General features: G+C 68.4%; 25 protein-coding genes. 13 read left to right on the top strand and 12 right to left on the bottom strand.

What is annotated here, in order from left to right:
- Positions 1-114: 114 nt before the first annotated feature.
- Positions 115-1,485 (bottom strand): type I glutamate--ammonia ligase, encoded by a 1,371-nt coding sequence (glnA, locus tag ABDZ89_RS00860; RefSeq protein WP_343775663.1) that lies wholly within the window; start codon positions 1,483-1,485, stop codon positions 115-117.
- A 126-nt stretch (positions 1,486-1,611) separates the two neighbouring features.
- Here glnA and lrp point away from each other — a divergent pair, with 126 nt between their 5' ends.
- A complete protein-coding gene (lrp, locus tag ABDZ89_RS00855; RefSeq protein ID WP_343775660.1) occupies positions 1,612-2,070 on the top strand; it encodes an HTH-type transcriptional regulator Lrp in 459 nt (152 codons plus the stop codon).
- Between the two features lie 19 nt (positions 2,071-2,089).
- On the opposite strand, the gene ABDZ89_RS00850 is transcribed toward lrp, so the two are convergent.
- Entirely contained in the window at positions 2,090-3,316 is a 1,227-nt protein-coding gene (locus ABDZ89_RS00850) for a phosphoglycerate kinase (protein ID WP_343775658.1), read from the bottom strand.
- 121 nt (positions 3,317-3,437) lie between these two features.
- Positions 3,438-4,490 (bottom strand): type I glyceraldehyde-3-phosphate dehydrogenase, encoded by a 1,053-nt coding sequence (gap, locus tag ABDZ89_RS00845; RefSeq protein ID WP_343775656.1) that lies wholly within the window; start codon positions 4,488-4,490, stop codon positions 3,438-3,440.
- A gap of 196 nt (positions 4,491-4,686) precedes the next feature.
- On the opposite strand from gap, the gene ABDZ89_RS00840 reads away from it, so the two are divergent.
- The gene (locus tag ABDZ89_RS00840) at positions 4,687-5,067 is read left to right on the top strand and encodes an Hsp20/alpha crystallin family protein (RefSeq protein ID WP_343775653.1); all 381 of its coding nucleotides are present in this window, start codon (positions 4,687-4,689) and stop codon (positions 5,065-5,067) included.
- Between the two features lie 46 nt (positions 5,068-5,113).
- On the opposite strand, the gene ABDZ89_RS00835 is transcribed toward ABDZ89_RS00840, so the two are convergent.
- Positions 5,114-6,040 carry an ATP-grasp domain-containing protein gene (locus ABDZ89_RS00835; RefSeq protein WP_343775650.1) on the bottom strand — a complete coding sequence of 309 codons (927 nt, stop codon included), beginning with the start codon at positions 6,038-6,040 and terminating at the stop codon, positions 5,114-5,116.
- Positions 6,041-6,141: 101 nt separating this feature from the next.
- Positions 6,142-6,432 (bottom strand): translation initiation factor eIF-1A, encoded by a 291-nt coding sequence (gene eif1A / locus ABDZ89_RS00830; RefSeq protein WP_343775647.1) that lies wholly within the window; start codon positions 6,430-6,432, stop codon positions 6,142-6,144.
- A 138-nt stretch (positions 6,433-6,570) separates the two neighbouring features.
- Here eif1A and ABDZ89_RS00825 point away from each other — a divergent pair, with 138 nt between their 5' ends.
- Both ABDZ89_RS00825 and ABDZ89_RS00820 read left to right on the top strand, forming a co-directional pair.
- Positions 6,571-6,750: a DUF7470 family protein gene (locus ABDZ89_RS00825; RefSeq protein ID WP_343775645.1), complete on the top strand. Its 180-nt coding sequence runs from the start codon at positions 6,571-6,573 to the stop codon at positions 6,748-6,750.
- A gap of 96 nt (positions 6,751-6,846) precedes the next feature.
- Positions 6,847-7,092: a DUF8151 family protein gene (locus tag ABDZ89_RS00820; RefSeq protein WP_343775642.1), complete on the top strand. Its 246-nt coding sequence runs from the start codon at positions 6,847-6,849 to the stop codon at positions 7,090-7,092.
- 28 nt (positions 7,093-7,120) lie between these two features.
- Here ABDZ89_RS00820 and ABDZ89_RS00815 read toward each other — a convergent pair whose 3' ends face one another.
- The gene (locus ABDZ89_RS00815; RefSeq protein ID WP_343775639.1) at positions 7,121-8,818 is read right to left on the bottom strand and encodes a cryptochrome/photolyase family protein; all 1,698 of its coding nucleotides are present in this window, start codon (positions 8,816-8,818) and stop codon (positions 7,121-7,123) included.
- A gap of 86 nt (positions 8,819-8,904) precedes the next feature.
- Here ABDZ89_RS00815 and ABDZ89_RS00810 point away from each other — a divergent pair, with 86 nt between their 5' ends.
- The 4 genes from ABDZ89_RS00810 to ABDZ89_RS00795 all read left to right on the top strand — a co-directional run bounded on the left by ABDZ89_RS00810 (position 8,905) and on the right by ABDZ89_RS00795 (position 10,997).
- Positions 8,905-9,102: a hypothetical protein gene (locus tag ABDZ89_RS00810; RefSeq protein ID WP_343775636.1), complete on the top strand. Its 198-nt coding sequence runs from the start codon at positions 8,905-8,907 to the stop codon at positions 9,100-9,102.
- A 117-nt stretch (positions 9,103-9,219) separates the two neighbouring features.
- Complete coding sequence (locus ABDZ89_RS00805; RefSeq protein WP_343775633.1) at positions 9,220-10,197, top strand: aldo/keto reductase; 978 nt, start codon at positions 9,220-9,222, stop codon at positions 10,195-10,197.
- A gap of 96 nt (positions 10,198-10,293) precedes the next feature.
- Entirely contained in the window at positions 10,294-10,449 is a 156-nt protein-coding gene (locus ABDZ89_RS00800; protein ID WP_343775630.1) for a hypothetical protein, read from the top strand.
- Between the two features lie 101 nt (positions 10,450-10,550).
- A complete protein-coding gene (locus tag ABDZ89_RS00795) occupies positions 10,551-10,997 on the top strand; it encodes a hypothetical protein (RefSeq protein ID WP_343775627.1) in 447 nt (148 codons plus the stop codon).
- Positions 10,998-11,134: 137 nt separating this feature from the next.
- Here ABDZ89_RS00795 and ABDZ89_RS00790 read toward each other — a convergent pair whose 3' ends face one another.
- The gene (locus ABDZ89_RS00790) at positions 11,135-14,299 is read right to left on the bottom strand and encodes an adenosylcobalamin-dependent ribonucleoside-diphosphate reductase (RefSeq protein ID WP_343775622.1); all 3,165 of its coding nucleotides are present in this window, start codon (positions 14,297-14,299) and stop codon (positions 11,135-11,137) included.
- Positions 14,300-14,724: 425 nt separating this feature from the next.
- Between ABDZ89_RS00790 and ABDZ89_RS00785 the strand changes: the two genes are divergently transcribed.
- Positions 14,725-14,967: a DUF8029 family protein gene (locus ABDZ89_RS00785; RefSeq protein ID WP_343775620.1), complete on the top strand. Its 243-nt coding sequence runs from the start codon at positions 14,725-14,727 to the stop codon at positions 14,965-14,967.
- A gap of 30 nt (positions 14,968-14,997) precedes the next feature.
- Here ABDZ89_RS00785 and ABDZ89_RS00780 read toward each other — a convergent pair whose 3' ends face one another.
- Positions 14,998-17,265: a CDC48 family AAA ATPase gene (locus ABDZ89_RS00780; RefSeq protein WP_343775617.1), complete on the bottom strand. Its 2,268-nt coding sequence runs from the start codon at positions 17,263-17,265 to the stop codon at positions 14,998-15,000.
- Positions 17,262-17,513 (bottom strand): Hsp20/alpha crystallin family protein, encoded by a 252-nt coding sequence (locus ABDZ89_RS00775; RefSeq protein WP_343775615.1) that lies wholly within the window; start codon positions 17,511-17,513, stop codon positions 17,262-17,264. The genes ABDZ89_RS00780 and ABDZ89_RS00775 overlap by 4 nt, the downstream gene beginning before the upstream one ends.
- Before the next feature lie 204 nt (positions 17,514-17,717).
- Here ABDZ89_RS00775 and ABDZ89_RS00770 point away from each other — a divergent pair, with 204 nt between their 5' ends.
- The 4 genes from ABDZ89_RS00770 to ABDZ89_RS00755 all read left to right on the top strand — a co-directional run bounded on the left by ABDZ89_RS00770 (position 17,718) and on the right by ABDZ89_RS00755 (position 21,458).
- On the top strand, positions 17,718-18,488 hold the full coding sequence (locus ABDZ89_RS00770; RefSeq protein ID WP_343775612.1) for an alpha/beta fold hydrolase: 771 nt from the start codon (positions 17,718-17,720) through the stop codon (positions 18,486-18,488).
- Between the two features lie 84 nt (positions 18,489-18,572).
- The gene (locus ABDZ89_RS00765) at positions 18,573-19,259 is read left to right on the top strand and encodes a DUF2391 family protein (RefSeq protein WP_343775609.1); all 687 of its coding nucleotides are present in this window, start codon (positions 18,573-18,575) and stop codon (positions 19,257-19,259) included.
- Between the two features lie 147 nt (positions 19,260-19,406).
- On the top strand, positions 19,407-19,781 hold the full coding sequence (locus ABDZ89_RS00760; RefSeq protein ID WP_343775606.1) for an Hsp20/alpha crystallin family protein: 375 nt from the start codon (positions 19,407-19,409) through the stop codon (positions 19,779-19,781).
- Between the two features lie 3 nt (positions 19,782-19,784).
- Positions 19,785-21,458 (top strand): ABC1 kinase family protein, encoded by a 1,674-nt coding sequence (locus ABDZ89_RS00755; RefSeq protein ID WP_343775603.1) that lies wholly within the window; start codon positions 19,785-19,787, stop codon positions 21,456-21,458.
- A gap of 1 nt (position 21,459) precedes the next feature.
- Here the strand turns inward: ABDZ89_RS00755 and ABDZ89_RS00750 are convergent, their stop codons facing one another.
- The 3 genes from ABDZ89_RS00750 to ABDZ89_RS00740 form a co-directional block, all read right to left on the bottom strand.
- On the bottom strand, positions 21,460-22,365 hold the full coding sequence (locus tag ABDZ89_RS00750) for an FkbM family methyltransferase (RefSeq protein WP_343775600.1): 906 nt from the start codon (positions 22,363-22,365) through the stop codon (positions 21,460-21,462).
- Positions 22,366-22,390: 25 nt separating this feature from the next.
- Positions 22,391-23,539 carry a site-2 protease family protein gene (locus tag ABDZ89_RS00745; protein WP_343775597.1) on the bottom strand — a complete coding sequence of 383 codons (1,149 nt, stop codon included), beginning with the start codon at positions 23,537-23,539 and terminating at the stop codon, positions 22,391-22,393.
- Between the two features lie 197 nt (positions 23,540-23,736).
- Positions 23,737-23,997 (bottom strand): DUF7123 family protein, encoded by a 261-nt coding sequence (locus ABDZ89_RS00740; protein WP_343775594.1) that lies wholly within the window; start codon positions 23,995-23,997, stop codon positions 23,737-23,739.
- Between the last annotated feature and the right edge of the window lie 198 nt (positions 23,998-24,195).

Here is a 24,195-nt window from a genome sequence, read left to right as displayed (position 1 = left end):
CGGACCGACGCGCGGCTTCCGGACCGAACTCGAACGGGTGGAACCCGAGACGCTACTCCGGAACCTCCGACCGATCGAAAAAAGACGAGTCGCGTCGGACGGCGGCGCGCCGGCTCAGAAGGTCTCCAGGTAGCGGTCCTCCTCCCACTGAGAGACCTGGGTGAGGTACTCGCTGAACTCCTGAGATTTCGCCTCGGCGAACTTCTCGGAGGTGTGGGGGCCGAGCGCCTCCTGGAGCACCTCGTCGGATTCGAGCGCCTCGACGGCCTTGCCGAGGTTCGGCGGCAGCGTCTCGATGCCGTACTCCTGCCGCTTCTCGTCGTCGAACTCGTAGATGTCCTCGCGGACCGGGTCGCCGGGGTCGGCGCCGGTCTTGATCCCGTCGAGCCCGGCGGCGATGAGCGACGCCATCCCGAGGTAGGGGTTACAGGACGGATCGGGGCTGCGGACCTCGAAGCGCGCGGAGACGCCCGCGGCGTCCGGCACGCGGACGAGCGCCGAGCGGTTCGTGTCGGACCACGCGACGTAGATCGGCGCCTCGTAGCCGGGCACCAGCCGCTTGTAGGAGTTCACCGTGGGGTTCGTGACGGCCGTGAACGCGGGGGCGTGGTTCAGGATACCGCCCATGAACTGGTAGGCCGTCTCGCTCAGGTTGAACTCGTCGTCGTCGTCGGCGAACGCGTTCCCGTCCTCGTCGAACAGCGAGATGTGGCTGTGCATGCCCGAACCGTTGATGTCGGCGATCGGCTTGGGCATGAACGTGGCGTGGAGGTCGTGCTGTTCGGCGACCGCGCGGACGACGGCGCGGAACGTCGCGATGTTGTCCGCGGTCGTGAGCGCGTCGTCGTACTTGAAGTTGATCTCGTGTTGGCCCTCGGCGACCTCGTGGTGCGAGGCCTCGATCTCGAAGCCCATCTTCTCCAGCGTGAAGATGATCTCCTTGCGCACGTCGGACGCGAGGTCCTTCGGCGCGAGATCGAAGTACCCGCCGTTGTCGTGCGGGATCGTCGTCGCGTTGCCGTCGTCGTCTTTCTCGAACAGGAAGAACTCCGGTTCGGGACCGATGGAGACGGAGTAGCCCATCTCCTCGGCCTCTTCGAGGACGCTCTTCAGGACCTGACGCGGACCGCCGGCGAACGGCTCGCCGTCGGTGTCGACGATGTCACAGATGAGCCGAGCGGCCCCGCTGTCGCCGCTACCGTCGCTGCGCCACGGCAGCACCGCGAACGTGTCGGGGTCCGGGACGAGACGCATGTCGGACTCCTGAATGCGCACGAACCCTTCGATAGAAGAGCCGTCGAAGTAGATCCCCTCAGTGAACGCCTTCTCCGCCTGATGGGCGGGCACGGAGACGTTCTTTACGACGCCGAGGATGTCGGTGAACTGGAGCCGCAGGAAATCGACGTTCTGCTCCTCTATCTCGTCGAGTACCGCCTGTTCTTCGGCCGTGAGGCCGCCGTCCGGTTTCGCGTGTTCGTCCGTCATGTTTTGGACGTTTGATTCGTTATCTCCCAGTATAAAGGCCTTATCGCTTGGCGCATGAACCGCCAGACTCGCAAAACTGCTGGACGTTCGTAAAATTCTAAACCCCTGGTGACGTGGTTTGGTGTGATGACGTACGAAAACCTCGATGCGAAGCTCATTAACTCCCTGCTCAGTAACGGACGCGCGAGCCTTCGGAGTCTCGGCGACGAGCTCGACGTCTCGGTGACGACGGTCTCGAACCATCTCCGCGACCTCGAAGAAGAGGGCGTGATTCGGGGGTACACGCCGATCGTCGATTACGACAAGATCGGCTACGACGTGACGGCCGTCCTCCAGCTCAAGGTGGAAGGCAGCGCTCTGCCGGACGTCACGGAGAAGCTGCGGCAAGAAAAACAGATGGTGAGCGTCTACGAGGTCACGGGCGATTACGACGTGATCGCGATCGGCAAGTTTACCGACACTGACGGAATGAACGATCAGATCAAGTCGATTCTCACGGACGCCGACATCCGCGAGTCGAACACGAGCGTCGTATTGAACGCGGTCACGGAAAACGAGCAGTTCGACCTCGACGTCGAGGAGTAGCGCTACCGAACCGGCGGTCCTACTCGTTCCGCTCCGCCGCCGCTTCGAGTACCTCTACCGCCGGGAGCGGCTCGCCGGTCAGGGCGCGAATGTACGCCCCGCCCGCGATCGAGACGTGCGAGAAGTCGTCCTCGCTCAGGCCGTACATCTCGATGGCCCGCGAGGTGTCGCCGCCGCCGACGACGGAGAAGCAGTCGGTGTCCGCTATCGCTTCGAGGACGCCGACGGTACCGTCCGCGAACCGCTCGTCCTCGAAGACGCCGAGCGCGCCCTTCACGAAGACGGCGTCGGACTCGCGGAGCGGCGGCTCGTAGTCGGCGACCGTCTCCGAGCCCACGTCGAGGTATCCCTCGGTCTTCTCGTCGATTTCGCTTACCGCGATCTCCGCGCGGTCGCCGTCGTCGTCCGGGTACGCGAGGTCGCTCGCGAGGTGGATCGCGTCGCCGCGCTCGTCGAGGACCGACTCGATCAGCTCGCGGTTGGCCTCCCACTGTTCGTCGAACAGCTCCGTGCCGCCCACGTCGTGGCCGACGGGGCGGCCCGCGGCGCGCAGGAACAGCTCGCCCGCGACGCCGCCGAGGAGGAACCGGTCCACCCGGTCGTCGAGGGCGTCCATCACGCCGATCACGTCCGTCGCCTTCGTCCCGCCGACGACCATCGTGACGGGGCCGTCGAACTCCCGGGTCGCGATGGCGGTGTTCGCCTCGTACTCCGTCTCCATCACGCGGCCCGCGTACGCCGGGAGGACCAGCGGGAAGCCGACCAGCGAGGCGTGTAACCGATGCGCCGCCGAGTAGGCGTCGTTGACGTACGCGTCGACGTGTGACGCGAGCGTCCGGACGAACTCCGTCTCGGCCTTCTCCTCGGGCGATTCCTCGGGCAACTCGTCGTCGCACATCCGGGTGTTCTCCAAGAGGAGCACCTCGCCCGCCCCGAGCGCGTCGATCGCGTCCAGCGCCTCGTCGCCGTACGTGTCGGCCACGAAGGCAACGTCGCGGCCGACGTGGTCGGCGAGGATCGCCGCGTGACCGGCGAGCGAGGTGAAGTCGTCGCGGCCGGGTCGCCCCTGATGGGCGAGGCACACGACGCGATGACCGGCGGCGGCCAGCTCGCGAATCGTCTCCGCGTGGCGCTCGAACCGGCGGTTGTCCTGCGGTTCACCCTCCTCGATCGGGGAGTTCAGGTCCAGTCGGACGAGGACGCGCGAGTCTGCCGGGAGGTCGTCGATGGTGTCGAAGGCGGGCATGGGTGATCGGTCGTCGATGAGGTACTTAACAAGTGGTTCTCCGGTGGCGCGCCGCCGGGCGGTCGGCCTGCTCGACGGACGGCCGCGGCCGGCCGGCTGCGATTCAGCCGCGGTCGACCGGTTACGCCTCGTCGTGGACGTACGCGGCCATGTCGAGCATCCGGTTCGAGAAGCCGTACTCGTTGTCGTACCAGGTGAGAATCTTCAGGAGCTTCCCGCCGGCGACGACGTTCGTCGACTGGAGGTCGACGTAGCTGGAGAAGGGAAGGCCGACGATGTCCGAGGAGACGACCTCGTCGTCGGTGTAGCCGAGGACGCCCGCGAGCGGGCCGGAGTCGGCGGCGTCGCGGAAGGCGTCGTTGACCTCCTCCTCGGTGACGGTCTCGTCGAGGCTGACGACGAACTCGGTGAGGGAGCCGTTCGGGACCGGGACGCGCATCGCCATTCCGTCGATTTTCCCCTCCAACTCGGGCAGGACCTTCTGGGCGGCGCCCGCGGCGCCGGTCGAGGTGGGGACGATGTTCTCGGCGGCCGCGCGACCGCGGCGGGTCTTCGCCTTCGGGCCGTCGATCAGGCTCTGGGAGCCGGTGTACGCGTGGACGGTGGTGAGGGTGCCGGCGTCGATGCCGAACTCCGCGTCGAGCACCTTCGCGACGGGCGTGATGGAGTTCGTCGTACAGGAGGCGTTCGAGATCACGTCGTCGCCGTCGTACTCGTCGTGATTGACGCCGTACACGAGCTGTTTGACCGGCTCGTCGCCCTTCGGGGGCGCCGAGATGACCACGGTGTCGGCGCCGCCGTCGAGGTGCGCGCTCGCGTCCTCGCGGGTGCGGAAGACGCCCGTACACTCCAGTGCGACCTCGACGTCGAGGTCGTCCCACGGGAGGTCTGCGGGGTCCTGAACGTTGAACAGCGGGACCGACGTGTCGCCGATCGTCAGGGTGTCGCCGTCGCGCTCGACGCCGTCGAGCCGGCCCATGACGGTGTCGTACTTCGCGAGATACGCCATGTCGTCGAAGTCCATCACGTCGTTGATGCCGACGAGCTCGATCCGCGGGTGCTCTAACACCGCACGGAACACGTTACGTCCGATGCGACCGAAGCCGTTGAGCCCCACTCGAACGACCTCGTCGTCGCTCACGTCGTCGCCGGCAGCTAGGTGCGATTTACTCATGTTCGAAAAAGCCGCGACCCAACTACTTAAATCTCGCTCAGTCGTCCAGAGATCGTCATAATCGTTCGAATTTGTTACGATCGGCCGAGTCGACCGGCGGCGACGGCGGGCGAACTCGTCGCCCCGCGCGAGACGAATTGCGGCCGAAACGGTGACCGACAGAAGGCTTATCGGGGTCAGCGACTTCACGTCCGGTATGGACAGAGACGACCGCGACGATCCGTTCGGAGACTTCTTCGAGGAGATCGAGCGGATGATGAACGACATGGCCAACGCGAACGGGCCGTCGGCCGACGACGCCGGGTTCGGCTCCGACACCCACGTCGACGCGTACACCACCGAGGAGTCGGTGCGTCTCATCGCCGACCTCCCCGCCGTCTCGAAAGACGACCTCTCCCTGCGATGCGACGGCGACGCGCTCACTATCTCCGCGGTCTCCGACCGGCGCGAGTACGACGAGACCGTCGAACTGCCCGCTCCCGTCGACGAACACTCGGCCGACGCGACGTTCAACAACGGCGTCCTGGAGGTCTCGTTCGACCGCGACGACGACAGCGCCTCGATCGATCTGGTCTGAACGGCGCCGCGTTCCGTTCTCCGCCCGTCGCTCCCTCCTGCCCCCGCTACACCCCGTTCGCCCGATTACTCTCGTCCGCAGTTCGCCGGATCAGCGCCGCGAGCCGGTCGTAGAAGTCCGGTTCGTACTTCGTCGCCACGTCGACCGTCGGCCGGGCGTTGGTCTCGTTGACGACGAGTCGGTCGTCCGTCGCGAGCAGGTCGACGCCGAGGTAGTCGATCCCGAGCGTGTCGGCCGCGCGCTCCGCGAGGTCGCGCGCCTCCGGGTCGAGGTCGACGCCGCGAGCCGTCGCACCCCTGTGGACGTTGTGTTTCCAGCGGCCGGCCGCGAGCGCGTCCGCGTCGAGTTCGCGCCGCACGGCCCCCGCGTATCCGCCGTCGACGACCATCGCGCGGTAGTCGCGCGCGTCGGGAAGGAACTCCTGTACCAGGTACGACTTATCGCCCGTGGCCCGGTAGTCGTGGATCAGGTTCAGGTAGTCGACGACGCCCAGAAGCGAGTCGAGGTCGCTCGCGGTCGCGACGCCCACGCCGCGAGTGGCGGAGTTCGGCTTGACGATGACCGGATACGAGAAGCCGCTAACGGCGTCGACGACGACCGACTCGTCGACGGGGTTCGACACCATGGCCGTCCGCGGCGTCGGGAGGCCGGCGGCGTCGAGCGCGGCGAGGACGCCCGCCTTGTTCCGCGAGGTCACGACCGCGTCCCGGCCGTTCACCCACGGAACGCCGAGCCGCTCGGCGACCACGGCGCCCTCCATGAGCCGAGTGGGGTAGACGAGTCCGACGTCGAACCCGTCGAACTCGCCGGGGCCGCTCGCGCTCACGGACACCGATCCGCGCTCTGCCCCCCCGGAGACGCGCAGCGCCCGCTCCTTCGCTCGGACGTGGGCGACCTCGATGCCGCGCTCCGCGAGGGGCTCGCGCACCCGTTCGAACGTCTCCGCGTCGGTCGTCACCGCGAGCCGGAGCATACGCTCGTTGCGGCCCGTGCGGACTTAAAAACGACGTGCGCGGCGAGACGGCGGCCGGTGCGCGGGCGGTCACCGCCGCCGCGGGCCCGAGGCCCGCCGACTCACTGGAGGTGGCCTTCCTCGCGGAGCTGTTCGGCCTCGCTCTTCTCGTAGCGCCACGAGATGTCCGCCTTCTCGTCTTGCCAGTCCCACGGCTCGACGAGGACGATGTCGTCTTCGCGGATCCACACGCGCTTTTGCATCCGCCCGGGGATGCGCGCGGTCCGCTCGTTCCCGTCCGCACAGCGCACCTTGACGCGGTTCGCCCCGAGCATCTCGACGACCTCCGCGAACACCTCGTCGTCGTCGGGCATCCGGAGGTCGTTTCGACCGCCACCGTCTCCGTTGCTCATGCGTACGCGGTGATACGCGCTCGCCGAAATAAAAGGGCCGCTCTCCGTCGCCGCGGTGCCGACGCGTTCCCGTCCACGTCGGCTCCGCCGCCGTCGAGAACAGTCCGATTTAAGAACGCTCGAGGGCGACGCGACGACATGCGAGACAAACTCGGCCTCGAAGGCATCGTCGGTCTCCTCCTCGTCGTCGCCGCGGTCGGTATCATCACCTACCGCGACCCGGTCATCGCCGGCGCGATGATGGTGCTCCTCGCCGGCTTGGCGCTGATCGCGAAGGGGCTCGCGGACACCGTCATGCGGTCGTTCGGACTGAAGTGACCCCCCGCGAGGGGGTCGGCGCCGGCGACCCGGTCGGCGAGACGCGGTCCACCGTTCTCCCGAAAGAGTCATAATCCGCGACCGCCCCTCTCGGCTATGGTCGAAGTACCTGCGGTCGCGGTCGAACTCGTCGAACTCCTCGCCGTCACGGTCGGCGCCGGCGCGGCGGCCGCGATCGGCGTCGTGCTCGAACAGTTCGGTCTCTCCGCGGTCTCCGGCGGCGACCTCGTGCTCGGCGCCTGGGCCGTCGTCATGGGACTGCTCGCGCTGTACGTCGGAGTCGTCGGGCTCGGGTACGAGCAGGCGCTCCCGCGGCTGCGCCGCCTCGCCGGCGGCGAGTAGTCGGTCGTCCGGCCGCGCCGCCCGACCCTTACAGCTCTCCGTCGCGCGCTCGCTCTCGCACCCGGTCTGCGCGCTCGCGGATCTCCGCCCACTCCGCGTCGTCTTTGCCGTCCACGTGGGAGTACATCAGTCCCATCCGTCCGGTACCACGAAGCGTCTCCTCGTTTTCCTTCAGGAAGTCCCAGTAGAGCGCGTTGAACGGGCAGGCGCCCTCGCCCGTGGTCCGCGAGACGGCGTACGGACAGTCGGCGCAGTGGTCGCTCATTCGGTTCACGTAGCTCCCCGAGGAGGCGTACGGCTTCGAGGAGAGCACGTCGGTGCCGAACGACCCCATCGCGACGACGTTCGGCGTCGTCACCCAGTGGTAGGCGTCGACGAACCCGAGGTGGAACCACTCGTTCAACTCGGCCGGGTCGGCGCCGTACACCAGCGCGAAGTTCGACAGCACCATCAGCCGCTCGATGTGGTGGGCGTAGCCGAACTCGCGCACGTGCTCGACCGCCTCCGAGAGACACTCCATGTCGGTCTCGCCGTCCCAGTAGGCGGGCGGCAGCTCCCGCTCCTGTGACAGCCGGTTCGCGTCGGCCAGCTCCGGCATCGCCTCGCGGTAGACGTGGCGCATGAACTCCCGCCATCCGATCACCTGCCTGATGAACCCCTCGACGGCGTTGAGCGGGACGGGGGCGGGCGCCTCGTCCGCCGCCGCCCCGTCACCGCCGGCCCCGCCGCCGCCGAACTCGTCGAGCGAGGTCGCCGCGGCGCCCCCGCCGTGTTCGGCCGGGTCGTACTCGCCCGGCTCGACTCCGCGCTCCGCGTACGCGCGCTCGACCGCTCGGACAGGCTCGCGCGGGTCCAGCAGCCCGAGGTTGATGGCGGGCGAGAGCAGCGAGTGCGAGAGGAACGGCTCCCCGCCGACCATCGCGTCCTGATACCGCCCGAACGCCGGGAGCCCCTCGCGGACGAACCGATCGAGCGCCTCGCGCGCCTCGGCGCGGGTGACCGGCCACGCGAACCCGTCGAGCGAGTCGTTCCCCCACGTGTCGAACCGCTCCCGAACCCACGCGTGGGTCTCGCGGGTCAGGTCGTCGGGTTCGAACGTCGGCCGGGCCGGGGGTTCCCACTCGTCCGGCGGGGTCTCCTGGTTCGCGTCGTCGTAGTTCCACTCCCCGCCGACGGGGTCGCCGTCGTCCATCAGCACGCCCGTCTCCCGGCGCACGTGTCGGTACCAGTTCTCCTGCCGGTAGGTGCGTTCTGCGGCGCCGTCGGGACCGATATCGGTCTCCTCCCCCCCGGCCCACTCGCGCCAGTCGGCCGGCGTCGTCCAGAACAGCTCGTTGTCGACGAGTTCCAGCGTGCCGCCGCGCTCGGCGACGAGGTCCCGGAGCCGCTCGCCGGCGCCGTGACTCGCCGGGCGCATGAGCCGCAGTTGCGGGCCGTCACCCCCGTCGCGGTCGGCCGCTCGTCGCTCGCGCTCCGCGAAGAACTCGTCGAGCCCCTCGCCGAACGACTCCGCCCGCACGTACGTCACGTCGAGGCCGCGATCGCGGAGCCGGTCGCGGAAGTGCCGCATCGCCGAGAACACGAGCGTCAGCTTGTGGGCGTGGTACGGTTTCCGGTCGGCGAACCCATGCGCCTCGATCATCAGCACGTCGTCGGCGTCGTCGAGGGCGTCGAGGTCGGGGTTGAGCTGGTCGCCGAGCAGCCAGCAGGTCGTCCGGTCGCTCACGCCGATCGATACGGGAGCCAGCGGTATAGCTCCGGTGGCGCCGCGTCATCCGCGGCTTTTTGTTAGCGCCTCGTCTCGGGCGACGCATGGACAACGTCCTCACGAACTGGCTGCTCGGCCTGATCGCCGCCCTCCTCGCCGTCCTAGTACTCGCTTCGACCGGACAGTCCTTCCTCGTCGCGCTCGCGCCGATCGCGAACGTGCTCGCGCTCGTGACCTTCCTCGCGTTCGTCATCCTCACGGGCGCGTTCCTCGTGTACACGGCGTCGTTTCGGGACCTGTAGCTCCGGAACCGGCACCGTCCGAAACGCCCGGCACGTGCCGCCGCGCCCGACGCGTCGATTACCGACGAGCGTCGCCCCCGCGCGTAGCTTTTTATTTCGGCTCGGAGTGATCGCGGTATGGAGTACACGACGCTCGGCGACACCGGCACGACCGTCTCGAAGATCTGTCTCGGCTGTATGAGCTTCGGGGACTCCGACTGGCGCGAGTGGGTCCTCGACGAGGAAGAAGGCAAAGAGCTGGTCGAACGCTCCATCGACCTCGGCGTGAACTTCTTCGACACCGCCAACATGTACTCGAACGGCGAGAGCGAGCGCGTCCTCGGCGAGGCGCTCGACGGGTACGACCGCGACGAGTTCGTCGTGGCCACGAAGGGGTACTTCCAGATGGACGAGTCGAACCCGAACTCGGGCGGCCTCTCCCGGAAGGCGATCGAACAGGAGCTGTCTAACAGCCTCGACCGACTGGGGATGGACACGATCGACCTCTATCAGATCCACCGCTGGGACTACGAGACCCCGGTCGAGGAGACGCTGGCGGCGCTCGACGACGCCGTGCGGCGCGGCGACGTGCGGTACGTCGGGGCCTCCTCGATGTGGGCCCACCAGTTCGCGGACGCCTTGCACACCAGCGAGCGCGAGGGGTACGAGCGGTTCGCCACGATGCAGAACCACTACAACCTCGCGTACCGCGAGGAGGAGCGCGAGATGCTCCCCCTCTGTCAGGAAGCGGGGATCGGCGTGATGCCGTGGAGCCCGCTCGCGCGCGGCTACCTGGCGCGCCCGCACGAGGAGGTGGACGCGACGCTCCGCGGCGAGACCGAAGACCACCTCTACGCGCACCCCTACCGCGAGGGGGGCGGGCCGGCGGTCAACGAGCGCGTCGGGGAACTCGCCGACGAGAAGGGCGTCAAGATGGCGCAGATCGCGCTCGCGTGGCTGTTCCACAAAGAGAGCGTCGACACGCCCATCGTCGGCACGACGAGCGTCGGACACCTCGAAGACGCGGTCGAGGCGCTCGACATCGACCTCTCGACGTCCGACCTCGAATGGCTCGAGGAACCGTACGAGCCGGTCCGCGTCTCCGGCCACGAGTGAGGGCGGCGCGCGCGGACGCCGCGCGCTCGTCGGCCTAAATCGTGTTTTAGGGATATGTCGACAACGTATTTTTATGAGAACCAGTAACACGCGTCTATGGCCGACGACGCAGACAGATCCTCCGTCCGATCGAGCACGGAGTACGCTCGCGCCCGGACGCGGTGTCCGAACTGCGGCGACCGCGTGCCCGCGGCCGGCCGGAACACGGAGGCGACGGAGTGCCCGAACTGCCACCGCATGGTTCGGACCTGACGCGGGCGGGCCGTCCGCGCCGCCGCTCGCCCCCGACTTATAAGCGCACCGTCGCGGACGCCACGGCAACCCTTTTCGGCCGCGCCGACGAACGCTCGCCCATGGCAGACGACGACGCGACCGACCCCGAGAACGGCGCGGCCGGCGAACAGGGCGACGCCCCCGAGGGCGACGACGGCGAGGAGAAGTCCTTCCGCGAGCGCGTCGAGGAGATCCGCGAGCGACGCGAGGAGGAGCGCGAGGAGGGCGACCGGCCCGACCCCGAGGAGATGATGGGCGGCGGCGGCCCGCCGGGGATGGGCGGTGGCGGCGGCGGGAACCCCTTCGCGCAGATGATGTCCGGCATGATGGGCGGCGGCGGCGGCACCGGCGGCGCGGGCGGCCCCCCCGGCATGGGCGGCGGTCCCGGCGCGCAGGGCGAGCGCGGCGGCCGCGGCGACGACGGCGGCAACGAAGAGCTCGTCCGCGAAGTGCGCCAGCTCCGCGACGAGGTCCGCGACGCGACGCGACAGCTCCAGCGCATCGCGCAGGCGCTCGAAGACGACTGACCCGGTGCGGTAGCGGTTCCTCTTAGTTCTCGCCCCCAGAGAGCGTCGCGTTCGCCTCTAGACCGACGAAGCCGCCGCTGACGGAATCCGGCGTTCAATAAAAGGAACGGCGTCGTCGGCCGCTCGTTACCGCCCGCTCAACACTCCGACCAGCCGCACGACTCGCACGTCTTGCAGCCCTCGGAGTAGTAGAGGTTCATGCCGCCGCACTCGGGGCACTCGGGCGACTCGCCCGCCGCGATGAGCTCCTGCATCGCGTCGTCCGCGCCCGCCGCGTCGTCCGTCTCGGCCGCCTCGGGCGCGTCGAGTGCGCCCTTGTCGGCCGCCGCGTCGGCGGCCGCGCCGCCGTCGGTCTGGCCCGGTCGGCCGGCCGACTCGCTCACCGCGCTCCCCTCGACGTCGTCGAGGCTCTGCTGTTGGGGGATCCCCTTGTCGACGTCGTCGTCGAGGTAGCGGCGCAGGGCGGTGCCGATCGCGTCCGGGATCGACTGGATCTGCTCGCCTTTGTCCCACGCGACCTTCGGGCTCCGGGTGCCCTGTAGCTCGTCGACGATCTCCTCGGGGTCGACGCCCGAGCGGAGCGCCGTCGAGATCACCTTCGCGAGCGCCTCGGTGAAGGAGTTCGTGTAGCCGCCGGAGTGGCCGATGTTCGCGAACAGCTCGAAGGGGCGGCCGTTCTCGTCTTCGTTGATGGTGACGTACAGCTTGCCGTACCCGGTCTCGACGCGCTGGGTGACGCCCGACAGGGAGTCGGGGCGCGGGCTGCGTTCGCTGTAGTCGATCTGCGGCTGCTCCGTCGCTTCGAGCAGGTCCGCGATCTCCGTGTCGATGGCCGCCTGGACGTCCTCGTTGTCGAGGAACGCCTCGATACCGCCGAACACCTCGCCGATCTGTTCGACGATCGTCTCCGCGGCCTCGCTCTCGTCGGCGAACTCGGTGTTCTGTGCGCGCGTCGTGAGCACCTGCTTCGAGCGGGTGCCGTCGCGGTAGTAGGTGACGCCCTTCCCGCCGTTCTCGTAGATGTACTCGAAGACCTCCTTGGCGTCGCCGAGCGTGGAGTCGTTCGGCGCGTTGACGGTCTTCGAGATGGCGGAGTCGACGCCCTTCTGGCAGGCAACCTGAACCCCGGCGTGGTCCTTCGCCGAGAGGTCGCCGGTGACGACGAACAGCTCGCCGATGGCGTCCGGAACCGTCTCCAGCCCGTCGACGCCGTCGAACTCGTTTTCTGCCATCTGCGTCTGCGCCTCCTCCTTGACGGCCTCGACGTCGACGTCGTTGGCCTCCAGGGTGCGCAGGAAGTAGTCGTCGAACTCGACGAGCATCTCGTCGCCCTGAACGTCGTCGGAGACGTTCTTGTAGTAGGCGACGTTGTAGATGGGCTCACAGCCGCCCGTCGTGTTGCCGATCATCGACGTCGTCCCCGTGGGGGCGATCGTCGTCGTGTTGTGGTTGCGGATCGGGAAGCCGTCCGCCCACTCGTCGGCGTCGAGCCCGGTGTAGTGTTCGAACCAGTCGCCGTACTCCGTCGGGTTCGCGTACTTCGAGTCCTCCCAGTCGTTGAACGTCCCGCGCTCCTCGGCGAGCTCGTGGGAGGCCAGCTTCGACTCGTGGTTGATGTGGGTCATCAGCTGGCGGGCGATCTCGTTGCCCTCCTCGGAGCCGTAGCGGACGCCGAGCTGGATGTACAGCTGCGCCAGCCCCATGATGCCGAGTCCGATCTTCCGCATGTCGCGGACCTTCTCTTCGATCTCGTCGACCGGGAAGTCGGACATCGTGACGACGTTCTCTAAGAATCGCGTGCCGTACGCGATCCGGTCGTCGAACTCCTCGAAGTCGATTGCCTCCTCGAGGAAGGCGTCGATCGCGGCCGCCTCGGAGTCGTACTCGTCGGCGTGCTCGTCGGACCAGACGCGCCAGTCCGGCGCGTCGAGGTCCGCGAGCGTCGAGAGGTTGATGTGACCGAGGTTACAGGCCTCGTACTCCTCGAGGGGCTGCTCGCCGCAGGGGTTCGTCGCGAGGATCCGGTGGTCCGGGTTCTCCTCGACGTCGAAGGAGTGCTCTTTGTTGATCCGCTCGAGGTAGACGACGCCCGGCTCGCCGTTCTCGTGGGCGCCCTCGATCATGTCGTCCCAGATCTCGGCGGCCGGGATCGAGAGCTCCTCGCCGACTTCGACGTGCTCGCCGAGCCCGAACATGTCGTAGAGCTCCTTCGTCTCCGGCGTCGCGACGTGGGCCTCTCCGGTGCGGGGGTTGGTGAAGGTGAACTCCTCGTCGTTCCGCAGGGCGTCCATGAAGTCGTCGGTGACGCCGACGCTGATGTTGAAGTTCGAGAGGTGGCCCTCGACGGCGTTCCGGAGGTGTTCCGGCACCTTGCCGTCGTCGTCGATAAGTTCGCGCGCCTCCTCTAAGGCGTCCGCGAAGGAGTTGTGCGTGAAGTCGTCGGGGTCGTTGAGCCGCAGCGAGTGGGCCAGCGAGACGTCTTTGTTCTTCGCGTGGATGAACTGGATGACGTCGGGGTGCGAGATGCGCATGACGCCCATCTGGGCGCCGCGGCGCGCGCCGCCCTGCGCGATCGTCTCGCACATCTGGTCGAACGTCCGCATGAACGTGATCGGCCCGGAGGCGATGCCGCCGGTGGAGCCGACCGCGTCGCCGTAGGGCCGAAGCTGCCAGAAGGCGTACCCCATGCCGCCGCCCGACTGGAACACCTCGGCCGCCTCCTTGGCGGTCTGGTGGATGTCGGTGATGTCGTCGCCCGGGGAGTCGACGAAGCAGGCGGAGAGCTGCTGGAGCTCGTCGCCCGCGTTCATCAGCGTGGGCGAGTTCGGCATGAAGGAGAGCGACTCCATCCCGTCGCGGAACGTCTCCGCGGTCGACTCGACGTGGTCGCGCACGTCGTCGGGCAGCTCGGGAACGACGGTGTCGTACGCGAACTTATTGACGTTGTCCTCCGTCAGCGTCGTCTCGACGTCGTCGCCGGCCGTGGTCCCCGTTCCGAACACTTCGGCCGCGAGCTCGTCGCGCCGGGGGTGGTCGGGCTTCAGCTGGTCGGGCGTGACCGTGACGTCGACGCCCTGCCGTCCGGCTTCGAAGACGGCCTCCGCGAGCGCGACGTTGCGCGCGACGCGGTCGAACAGCTCCTCTTGGTCCTCGTCCGGTTCGCCGTCGGCGTTCTTCCGGAGGTAGCGCGCGGGCAGGATGTTGTGATAGGCGTTGCCCGTGAGGCGCTCTTCCATCGTGTCGCCGGTGGTGCGTTTGATCGGCAGTTCGAGGTCGTCGGCGGTGACACCGTCGCTGCTCATTCGACGGTCACCCCGCTGGACTGGCGTGGGATCTGAATCATTTGTAGTGTTGGTGTACTGGCGAGGCGGGCCCTTGTAGGTTCGGATGTTCGGACCCGATCGGCGCGTATATGTCCGATTCGCTATGTAACGTCTGTGCCGCGCGTCTGACGCTAACTCCGGTACGTCACCAAGGGACGGGTTCCGGACACATAAGCGTAGCCAGACCGGAGTGAAACTGAACGGTACTCGGGGAAACCGCACGGAGGAAGGGGTCTCCCACCGGAAGAAAAGGGGGGTCGCCGCCGGCGTTTCCCGCGGTGTAGACGGACGTTGCCGTCGTCGTACCCGCCGTGTCGGCGCGTGTACGTCCGGATTTCCCGCAGATCTTGCCACGAACCTATCAGATTTCCATAACTGTCCCCGCGGTCCGGTCCCACAAGCTTATGCCCGGCGTCGCCGTGGGCCCGCACATGACCGCATCATCGCTCGCGCTCGCCGGGCTACTCGCGCCGGCACAGGCCGCGCTGCTCGGCAGTCAATTCGGCCAACTGCTCGTCGCGCTCGTCGCCGTCGCGCTCGTCATCGTCGTCGGAAAGTTCGTCCTGAAGCTGGCGTGGCGGCTCGTGACGATCGGGATCGTCGTCGTCGCCGCGTTCTACCTGCTGTCGGCGATCGGACTGATCTAAAAAACGCGGCCGCGAAGTCGGGAGCGCGCCTTACTGGAACGCCGCGCCCGGTTCGGCCTCGTCGCGGTTGACCTCCGACCGCTGGAACTGCTTTTCTATCTCCTCGTACCGCTCGCGCGTCTCGGGGGTGACGCTCGGGTTCACCTCGTTCAGCGCGTCCTCGAAGTGCGCCATCGTCACGCGGACGTTGCCGACGGACTCGCCGACCTCCTCCCGCGTGACGCTGCCGATGAACTCCCGGGAGGCGTTCATCGACGCCTCGCGAGCGACCGCCTCGATGTCGGCGCCGACGTACCCCTCTGTCTTGCGGGCCAGCGCGTCGAGGTCGACGTCGTCGGCCAGCGGCTTGCTGCGCGTGTGGACCTCGAAGATCCGGCGGCGCGCCTCCTCGTCGGGGACGGGCACGTGGACGTGCCGGTCCAAGCGACCGGGGCGCAGCAGCGCGGAGTCGATGAGGTCCGGACGGTTCGTCGTCGCGATGACGACCACGTCCTCCAGCGATTCGAGGCCGTCCAGCTCCGTCAGCAGCTGGGAGACGACGCGCTCGCCGACGCCGGAGTCGCCGGAGTTCTTGCCGCGCTCGGTCGCGATCGAGTCGATCTCGTCGAAGAACACGATGGTCGGCGCGTTCTCGCGGGCCTTGCTGAACACCTCGCGGACGCCCTTCTCGGACTCGCCCACGTACTTGTTCAACAGCTCGGGCCCCTTGATCGAGATGAAGTTCGACTCGCTCTCGTTGGCGACGGCCTTCGCGAGCAGGGTCTTCCCCGTGCCCGGCGGGCCGTACATGAGGACGCCCTTGGCGGCCTGCATGTCGAGCTCCTCGAACACCTCGGGGTACTCGAGCGGCCACTGGATCGTCTCGCGGAGCCGCTCTTTGGTGCCCTCGAGGCCACCGACCTGGTCCCAGCTGACGTCCGGAACCTCGACGAACACCTCGCGCAGCGCCGAGGGCTCGATGCCCTTTATCGCCTGCTTGAAGTCGTCCTCGGTGACCTGAATGCTGTTCAGCACGTCGGCGTCGATCTCGTCCGATTCGAGGTCGATCTCGGGGCGGATGCGCCGCAGCGCGTGCATCGCGGACTCCTTCGCGAGCGACTCGAGGTCGGCCCCGACGAAGCCGTGCGTGTTCTCAGCGTACTCGTCTAAGTCGATCCCGTCGGTCAGCGGCATGTTCCGCGTGTGGACCTGGAGGATCTCCTTGCGACCGTCGCGGTCGGGCACGCCGACCTCGATCTCGCGGTCGAAGCGACCGCCCCGTCGGAGCGCCTGGTCGATGGCGTCGACGCGGTTCGTCGCCCCGATGACGACGACCTCGCCGCGCTCCTCGAGCCCGTCCATCAGCGAGAGGAGCTGGGCCACGACGCGGCGTTCCACGTCGCCGCCGGCCTCCTCGCGTTTGGGCGCGATCGAGTCAAGCTCGTCCATGAAGATGATCGAGGGCGCCTCCTCAGCGGCCTCCTCGAACACGTCACGGAGCTGCTCTTCGCTCTCGCCGTAGTACTTCGACATGATCTCCGGGCCGGAGATGGTGTGGAAGTTGGCGTCGATCTCGTTGGCGACCGCCTTCGCGATCAGCGTCTTCCCGGTGCCCGGCGGCCCGTGGAGCAGGACGCCCTTCGGCGGGTCGATGCCGAGGCGCTTGAACAGCTCCGGGTGCCGCATCGGCAGCTCGATCATCTCGCGGACCTGTTCGAGCTCGTCGTCGAGCCCGCCGATGTCCTCGTAGGTGACGTCGGGCCCCTCGCCGGTCCCGCTCCCGGCCTCGCCGCGGTCGGCGATCTCCTCGGCGGAGATCTCGGAGATGCTGATCTCCGTCTCGTCGGTGATGACCACCGTGCCGCCCGGGCTCGTCTCGGCGATCTTCATCGGAACGGCCTGCGACTGGCCGCCCATCAGGCCGAAGCCCATCGACGTGCGGATCGTCTGTCCTTCGGTGACGGGCTGTCCGGAGAGCTTGTCGCGGATGAACGGAGCGATCTGGCCCCGCACCCGCAGCTGGCTGGGGAAGGCGATCGTGACCGCGTCCGCCCGCGAGACGTCGACGTCCTCGACGGTCACGCGGTCGTCGATCCCCACGTCGGCCTCCTGTCGGAGGCGGCCGTCGATGCGGATCACGCCGGTCCCGTCGTCCTCGGGGTAGCCGGGCCAGACGCGCGCGATCGCGGCGCCCTCGCCACCCTCGACGCGGACGATGTCCCCGCCGGAGAGCCCGAGCTCGTCGGCCGCGACGCGGTCGATCGCCGCGAGCCGTCGGCCGGCGTCCTTCTGTTTCAGGGGCTTGACGGTGAGCTTCATCGCTCGCCCTCCACGGTGAGCACCCCGTTCGTGACGCTCGCGGACGTGGCCGTCCCGGGCAGCTCGAACTCAGATTCGACCGGCTCGTCCGGTCCCTCAACGACGACGATCGCCGTCGTGCCGACGGTGTCGACGGTGACGGCCTCGTCGTCGACGCCGAGATCGGCGGCGACGATCCAGCCGTCGTCGTACTCGTACCGGCGGAGCAACGCGCCGTCGCCGGTCGATCGAGTTTGTATGTGATTCATCCTAACTACGAGTTAGTGGTGTAGATATTTAAAGCTGTCGCTCAAAACCGCAAGACGTGGCGCTATTCACTCGCTTCGGTAGTGTAGCGGTTCGGGGTCGAAATACGCCACACCCGGCCGCCGCCGGGGCGTTCGGTTCACCGATCTCGCTGCGGCCCCGGCTCCCTCCGGCGTTTATACCGCTCGGCGTCGAACCGTCTCGACATGGAACGGGTCACCCACGACGGTCGCGCGACGGCGTACCGCCGCTTCGACCGCGGCGGCGAGGGGCCGACGGTCTGTTTCGTTCACGGGAGCGGCGGCACGAAGGACGTCTGGAAGTCGCAGGCACGGCTCGCGGACCGATACCCCGGCGTCGCCGTCGATCTCTCCGGGCACGGCGACAGCGACGACGTCGGGACCGCGGCGGGCCCGGAGACGCTCGACGCGTACGCGGACGACGTCGTCGCGGTCATGGAGGCGACGGACGCGACCGCGCTCTGTGGCAACTCGCTCGGCGGCGCGGTCGCGCTCCGGATCGCTCTCGACCGCGACCTCGGGCTCGACGGGCTCGTCCTCGCCGGCACGGGCGCGAAGCTCGGCGTGGCCGACCCCCTCCGCGACGCGCTCGCGAACGACTTCGAGCGGGCCGTCTCGCTGCTTCACGCGCCGGGCCGACTGTTCCACGACGCGCCCGCCGAGTACGTCGACCTCTCCGAGGCGGCCATGCGTGCGTGCGGGCGAGAGGTCACGGAACGGGACTTCCTGACCTGCCACGCCTTCGACGTGCGGGACCGCCTCGACGGGATCGGCGTCCCGACGCTCGCGGTCGTCGGCGAACACGACGAACTGACCCCGCCGGCGTACCACGAGTACCTCGCCGACAACGTCCCCCGCGCCGAGTGGACGACGGTCCCGGACGCCGCGCACCTCGCGATGATCGAGCGTCCGGCCGCGTTCAACGACGCCCTGTCGGGCTTTCTCGACTCGCTTTGAGCGAGAGCGGCGCCGCTCTCGTACCGAGGCGCGCGAGCCCGCTCGTCAGTACCCTTTTGGCGCCCTCGCGCGTCCCGGCGACATATGGTCGACAGCGACGAGCGAGACCCCGACGCCGGTGAGGCGGAGCCGCAACCCCACGTCGACCACGGCCCCGCCGAACCCGACATCGACGACCTGCTCGCGAACCTCGACTCGCTCAGCGACACCGTCGACGACCCGCGCGAGCGCGAGAAGGTCAAACAGACCATCTCGCTCGTCGAGCGGATGCCCGGTCGCTCGGTGCTCACCGAGCGGATCACCAAGTACACCTCGCGGGACCTGGCCGAGTCGTTCGTGGGGGCGGTGCTGTTCGCGCTCCCCCTCCTCGTCGAGGGTGGCGTCTTCGAGATCGCGGCGTGGTTCGCCGCGACGACCGTCCGGGGGGTCCCCGTCCTCCTCTTCGTCCACGTCGGGTTCGTGCTCGCCGCCGTCGCCGGGCTCCTCTACTTCGCGGACTTCCGGCAGATCACGATCCGCCACCCGATATTCGGGCTCATTCCCCGTCGGTACGCCGGCGTTCTCCTCGTGTCGCTGACCACCTCGGCGGTGATGCTCCTGTTCTGGGGACGGCTCCACGAGGGCGACCCGACCGCGGCGGAGCGCGCGGGGCGGATCGCGGTCGTCTGGGCCGCCGCCGCGTTCGGCGCGGGGCTCGGCGACATCCTCCCCGGCGAATCGCAGGGCGAGGACCTCGGGAAGTTCGACCTCGACATCGGCGACGACGACTGACGACGACTGACGAGGGTCACAGGGGCCCTCGAGGCGGCCTGACGAACGCGCGGACGGCCGGCGGCGTCGCCATCGTCGGTGCGAGGTCACGCGGCCGGAACCCGCCCTTTCCACAGCTTTTTCGCCGCGGCGACCCTACCATCGTCCATGTCAGCGCTACGCGACGCGCTCCGGGACCTCCCGGACGCGGTGTTTGCGGATCTCCTCGAATCCGACGAGGGGTACGTGCTCGTCGTCGACCTCCCCGGCGCGACCGCCGAGACCACCGAGGTCCTCGTCGAGGACGGACGGATCGATATCGAGGGACGCCGCGACAAGGCCGTCCCCGACGGGTTCGAGTACGTCCGTGAGGACCGCCCGCTGTTCCTCGACGCCGAACTCCCCCTCCCCACCGACGCCGACGGCGCCGGAGCCGACGCCGAGATCGACCGGGGCGTCCTCGAGATCTCCCTCCCCAAGCGAGAGCGCGAGGTCTCTCGGAGCATCCCCGTCGACGACGCGGACGACGAGGGCGACGCCTGACGGGTGGTCACGCTGGTCAACCTTCGCGCGTACTGGCGGTTCGTCGTCGTTCTGCGGCAGTTCTCGCCGCTCATCATCACCTACTGGCGTGACAGTCGGCGGTACTTCCTGTTCGGCGGGAGCCGCGAGGTCGACGCCGAGACCCAGCGCGAGCGGGCCGCGGTCCTGCTCGACATCCTGCTCACGCTCGGCCCGACGTTCATCAAGCTCGGACAGATCCTCTCGACCCGGCCCGACATCCTGCCGCCGGCGTACATCGAGGTGTTAGAGGGGCTCCAAGACGACGTGCCGCCCGCCCCGTGGGAAGAGTCGAAGGTCGTCCTCGAAGACGAGTTCGGCCCCGTCGACGAGACGTTCGACGACTTCGACCGCGACCCGATAAGCGGCGCGAGCCTCGGACAGGTGTACACGGCTCAGTACGAGGGGAACTCGGTCGCCGTGAAGGTCCGCCGGCCCGGGATCGAGTCGCTCGTCGAGGCCGACCTCCGGACGATCCGCTGGTCGATCCCGCTGATCAAGCGGTTCACCGGCGCCGGCCGAGCGTTCTCGCTGGAGAACCTCGCGGACGAGTTCGCCAAGACGATCCGCGAGGAGATGGACTACGACCGCGAGCGGACGATGCTCGAAGAGATCCGCGGCAACTTCGCCGACAACGACCAGATCCGCATCCCGGAGACGTACGAGGCCGTCTCCGGGCCGCGGGTGCTCACGATGGAGTACGTCCCGGGCACGAAGATCAGCGACATCGACGGGCTCGACGAGGCGGGCCACGACCGGACGGCCATCGCGGAGACGCTCCAGGAGGTGTACCTCCAGATGATCATCGAAGACGGCGTGTTCCACGCCGACCCCCACCCCGGGAACCTCGCGGTCGCGGACGACGGCGCCGTGATCTTCTACGACTTCGGGATGGCGGGCCGCGTCGACCCGTTCATCCAGGAGAAGATCGTCGACTTCTACGTCGCGGTCGCCAGACAGGACATCGACGCCATCCTCGACACGCTGATCTCGATGGGCACGCTCTCGCCGGAGGCGGACCGCGAGGTGATGGGCAACGTGATGGAGCTGGCCATCGCCGACGCCAGCGGCGAGGACATCGAGCAGTACCAGGTGAACCAGATCATCGAACAGGTGGAGTCGACCATCTACGAGTTCCCGCTGCGGCTCCCGCCGAACCTCGCCTTGGTCCTCCGGGTCGCGACCGTCGTGGAGGGGGTCTGCGTCACGCTCGACCCCGACTTCGACTTCATCTCGACGGCGACCGACTACCTCCGCGACGAGGGGTACTACGAGCAGACCGCCCGCGACCTCGCCGAGGACGCCGGCAGGCAGGTCCAGCGGACCACCGAGGCGCTGTTCACGGTCCCGCCGAAGGCCGACGAGTTCCTCGACCGCGCCAACCGCGACGACCTGACCGTCAACGTCGTCTTGGAGGACGACACGAAGGTCTTAGAGAAGCTGGCGATGCGGATCGCCTACTCGGTGCTGCTCGCTGTCGGCGTCCTCTCGGCGACGATCCTCTACTCGTTCGCGGAGAACTGGCGGCTCGCGGCGGTCGTCCTCGCGCTGGCCGCACCGCTCGCGATCGCGCTGTACCGGTCGTTCCGGAGCAAGCGCGGCCTCCGCGCCACCCCGCAGTTCACCCGGCAGGGAATGAAGAAGCGCCGGGAGGACTGACTCACGCCTCCCCGTTCGGCTCTCTCGTCGGCCGACAGACCCACACGTCTCCCGCCTCCTCGACCGCGTAGCCCCGCGTCTCGAGCCACGTCAGGAGAGCCGCCGCGTCGGACTCCGCCGGCCCGGTCGCGGCTCGTGTCGACTCGTCGCCCGCCGGTTCGCCGTGGACTTCGACGACCACGAGCGGGCGACACGCCGCGATCGTCGCCGCCGCGCCCCGGAGCACCGCGGCCTCGCGGCCCTCCACGTCGACCTTGATCGCGTCCGGCCGCGGGACCGAGTCGAGTGGCTCGGCGCCCTCCGTATCGCCGGTGCTGCCCGGCTCGTCGGCCTCGTCGGCGCCGTCCGTCTCTTCACCCTCGCCCGCTCCGTCGCCGTCACCCACTCGCTCGACGAGGTCGTCGAGCCGGCGGATCGGCACTCGCTCGGTGCCCGCGACGCTCGCGCCCCACCTCGTCGCGAGGTCGCGGTCGAACGCGGAACACTTCGAGAACGTCGACCGATAGAAGGTCAGCGTCGCGTTCGCGTCCCCGAGGCCGGCCCGCCTGAGGTCGATCCGCTCCCCGAGCCCGTTCCGTTCGACGTTTCGAGCCAGCCGGTCAGCGCTCTCGCCGTTGGGCTCGAACGCGACCACGCGCCGGTCGGTACCGCGCGCTAGCGGGATGGCGTGCTCGCCGACGTGCGCGCCCACGTCGAGGATCACCGCGTCGTCGGGGAGTCGGTCGAGCGCCGCGAGCCCGGGGTCGTCGCCGTGCGGGTTCGTCGGCTCGTAGCTCCAGTACCCCCCGGCGACCGTGCGCTTCGGGGTGGCGACGCCGAGAGCGTACGTCAGGTCGGCGAGCCGGTACAGCGTCCGGAAGCCGAGCCGCTCGACGCCAGTTCGCAGCCGGGAGAGAACGGCGGTCACGGCGTCGATATCACCCGTTTCGCCGTCATGCGCCGACGACCTGGATCGGAACGAGGAGGAAACAGAGCGCGCCGACGGCGAACGTGGCGACACCGACCGCGAGCCGGGCGAGTCCCAGCCCTCCCTCGTCCGTCGGGTTCGCCGGACCGTTGAACGCGATCACCGCCGCGAACACGCCCCAGAACGCCCACAGCCCGACGGACTCGTTCAGCCCGAGGCCCCGCCAGAAGTGGAGGTACGCGGCGATCCCGAACAGGACGCCGGGGACGAGCGCCGCCACCGTCTCCTGCCGCGGGCCGACCATCGCCCGGACCATGTGGCCGCCGTCGAGCTGCCCGACCGGCAGGAGGTTCAGGAGGGTGAAGAACATCCCCACCCATCCGCCGATCACGACCGGATGCGCGGTGAGTTGCGGGTCCGCGTAGCTCGTCGGCCGGCCGAGGAGATCGGAGATGAGGCCCAAAAGCGGCGGGTTGTTGAACCGGATCATCGTCTCCGACGCGTTCGCGAGCTCCGCGGGCACCCGAATCGGGTCGAGCGACAGCCCGATCGCGGTCACCGTCACCGTCGCGACCAACCCCGCGATCGGCCCGGCCGCGCCGATGTCGAAGAGCACCTTCCGCGAGGGCATCCGTCCGCGGATACGGATGACGGCGCCGAGCGTCCCGAACGGGAAGACGAACGGGATGACGTACGGAAGCGAGACGGGGACGCCGTGATAGCGGCCGGCGGCGTAGTGGCCGAGCTCGTGCGTCATCAGCACCCCGAGGACGGCGGCGGTGAACGGCCACGCCTGAAGCAGGGTGAGCGGGTTCGATTGGATCTCCGCGAGCGGAACGTAGTACCAGCCGTACGCGCCCACGAACAGGGTCGACAGCACCGTGGCCGCGAACATGGCGAGGTTCACCCAGGGGATCCCGTCTCGCCCGCGGTCGAACGGCGTGGCGACGACGACGTGACCGCCCTCGACCGCCTCGACGTCGACCTCGTAGCCCGCCTCGCGGAAGTGGGGGGTCAGCTTCCGCAACAGCGTCCGCTCCGGGACGTACGACTCGCCGCGGTACCGCACGCGGCCGTCCTCCTGCCGGACCTCGTCGATCCGGAAGAACGTCCGGAGCGGTTCGGGACGCGGCGCGCCGTCAGCGGCCGTCGCCGCGTCCTCGTGTTCTGGCATCGTCACGTCGTAACTCGTCGGCGAGTATAAACCCCGCGTCGGCGGGTACGGGAACCGGAACCGGCCGGTCGAACCGGTCGGTGGCGGGGTCAAGCGGGCGGTCGGTCAGTCCGAAAAGCGCGTTACGGGGACCACGCCGCGGACCGAGCGCGGCGGGGATCAAGCGGGGTACGGTTCGTTCGCGGCCCGAGACCGATTCAGGCGGGCTCGACGCGCCACGTCGTCGCGCCCGTGTACGACCACTTCTCGACGGTGAGCTCCGTCGCGGAGTCGCGGAGCTTCACCATCAGGGCCCCGATCTCTTTCGGCGAGAGGTCGACATCCTCGGAGATGAACTTCCCTTTGAAGTACATCTCACCGTCCTGTGCGCGGTCGATCAGGTACCGCTTCAGCCGCTCTTCCTTACTGCGGTCATCGTTCGCGCTCGCGTTCGTGGAGGGGTTCGTCGTCGCGCTCATAGTACATCCCACGCTTGCCGCCGAAGGGTGTTATAAAGGTGACACCGTTGGGCGACGTTCAGGGGGTTTCACCGCGTTTCATCGAAACTCGCGGGCTAAAACGTGTCTGACGGACTCTTCAGAAACGTTTCAAAGCGCTTTAGAAATTTTATGCTCTGTTCTAAGGGCGTTTCCTCGAACGGAAACCAGACCACCGAG

Origin of the sequence: Halorubrum ejinorense, from assembly GCF_039522565.1 — an archaeon.
GTDB classification, from domain to species: Archaea; Halobacteriota; Halobacteria; order Halobacteriales; family Haloferacaceae; genus Halorubrum; species Halorubrum ejinorense.
Note: the sequence above shows the minus strand (reverse complement) of the source record. Positions and strands in the feature narration are given on the sequence as shown.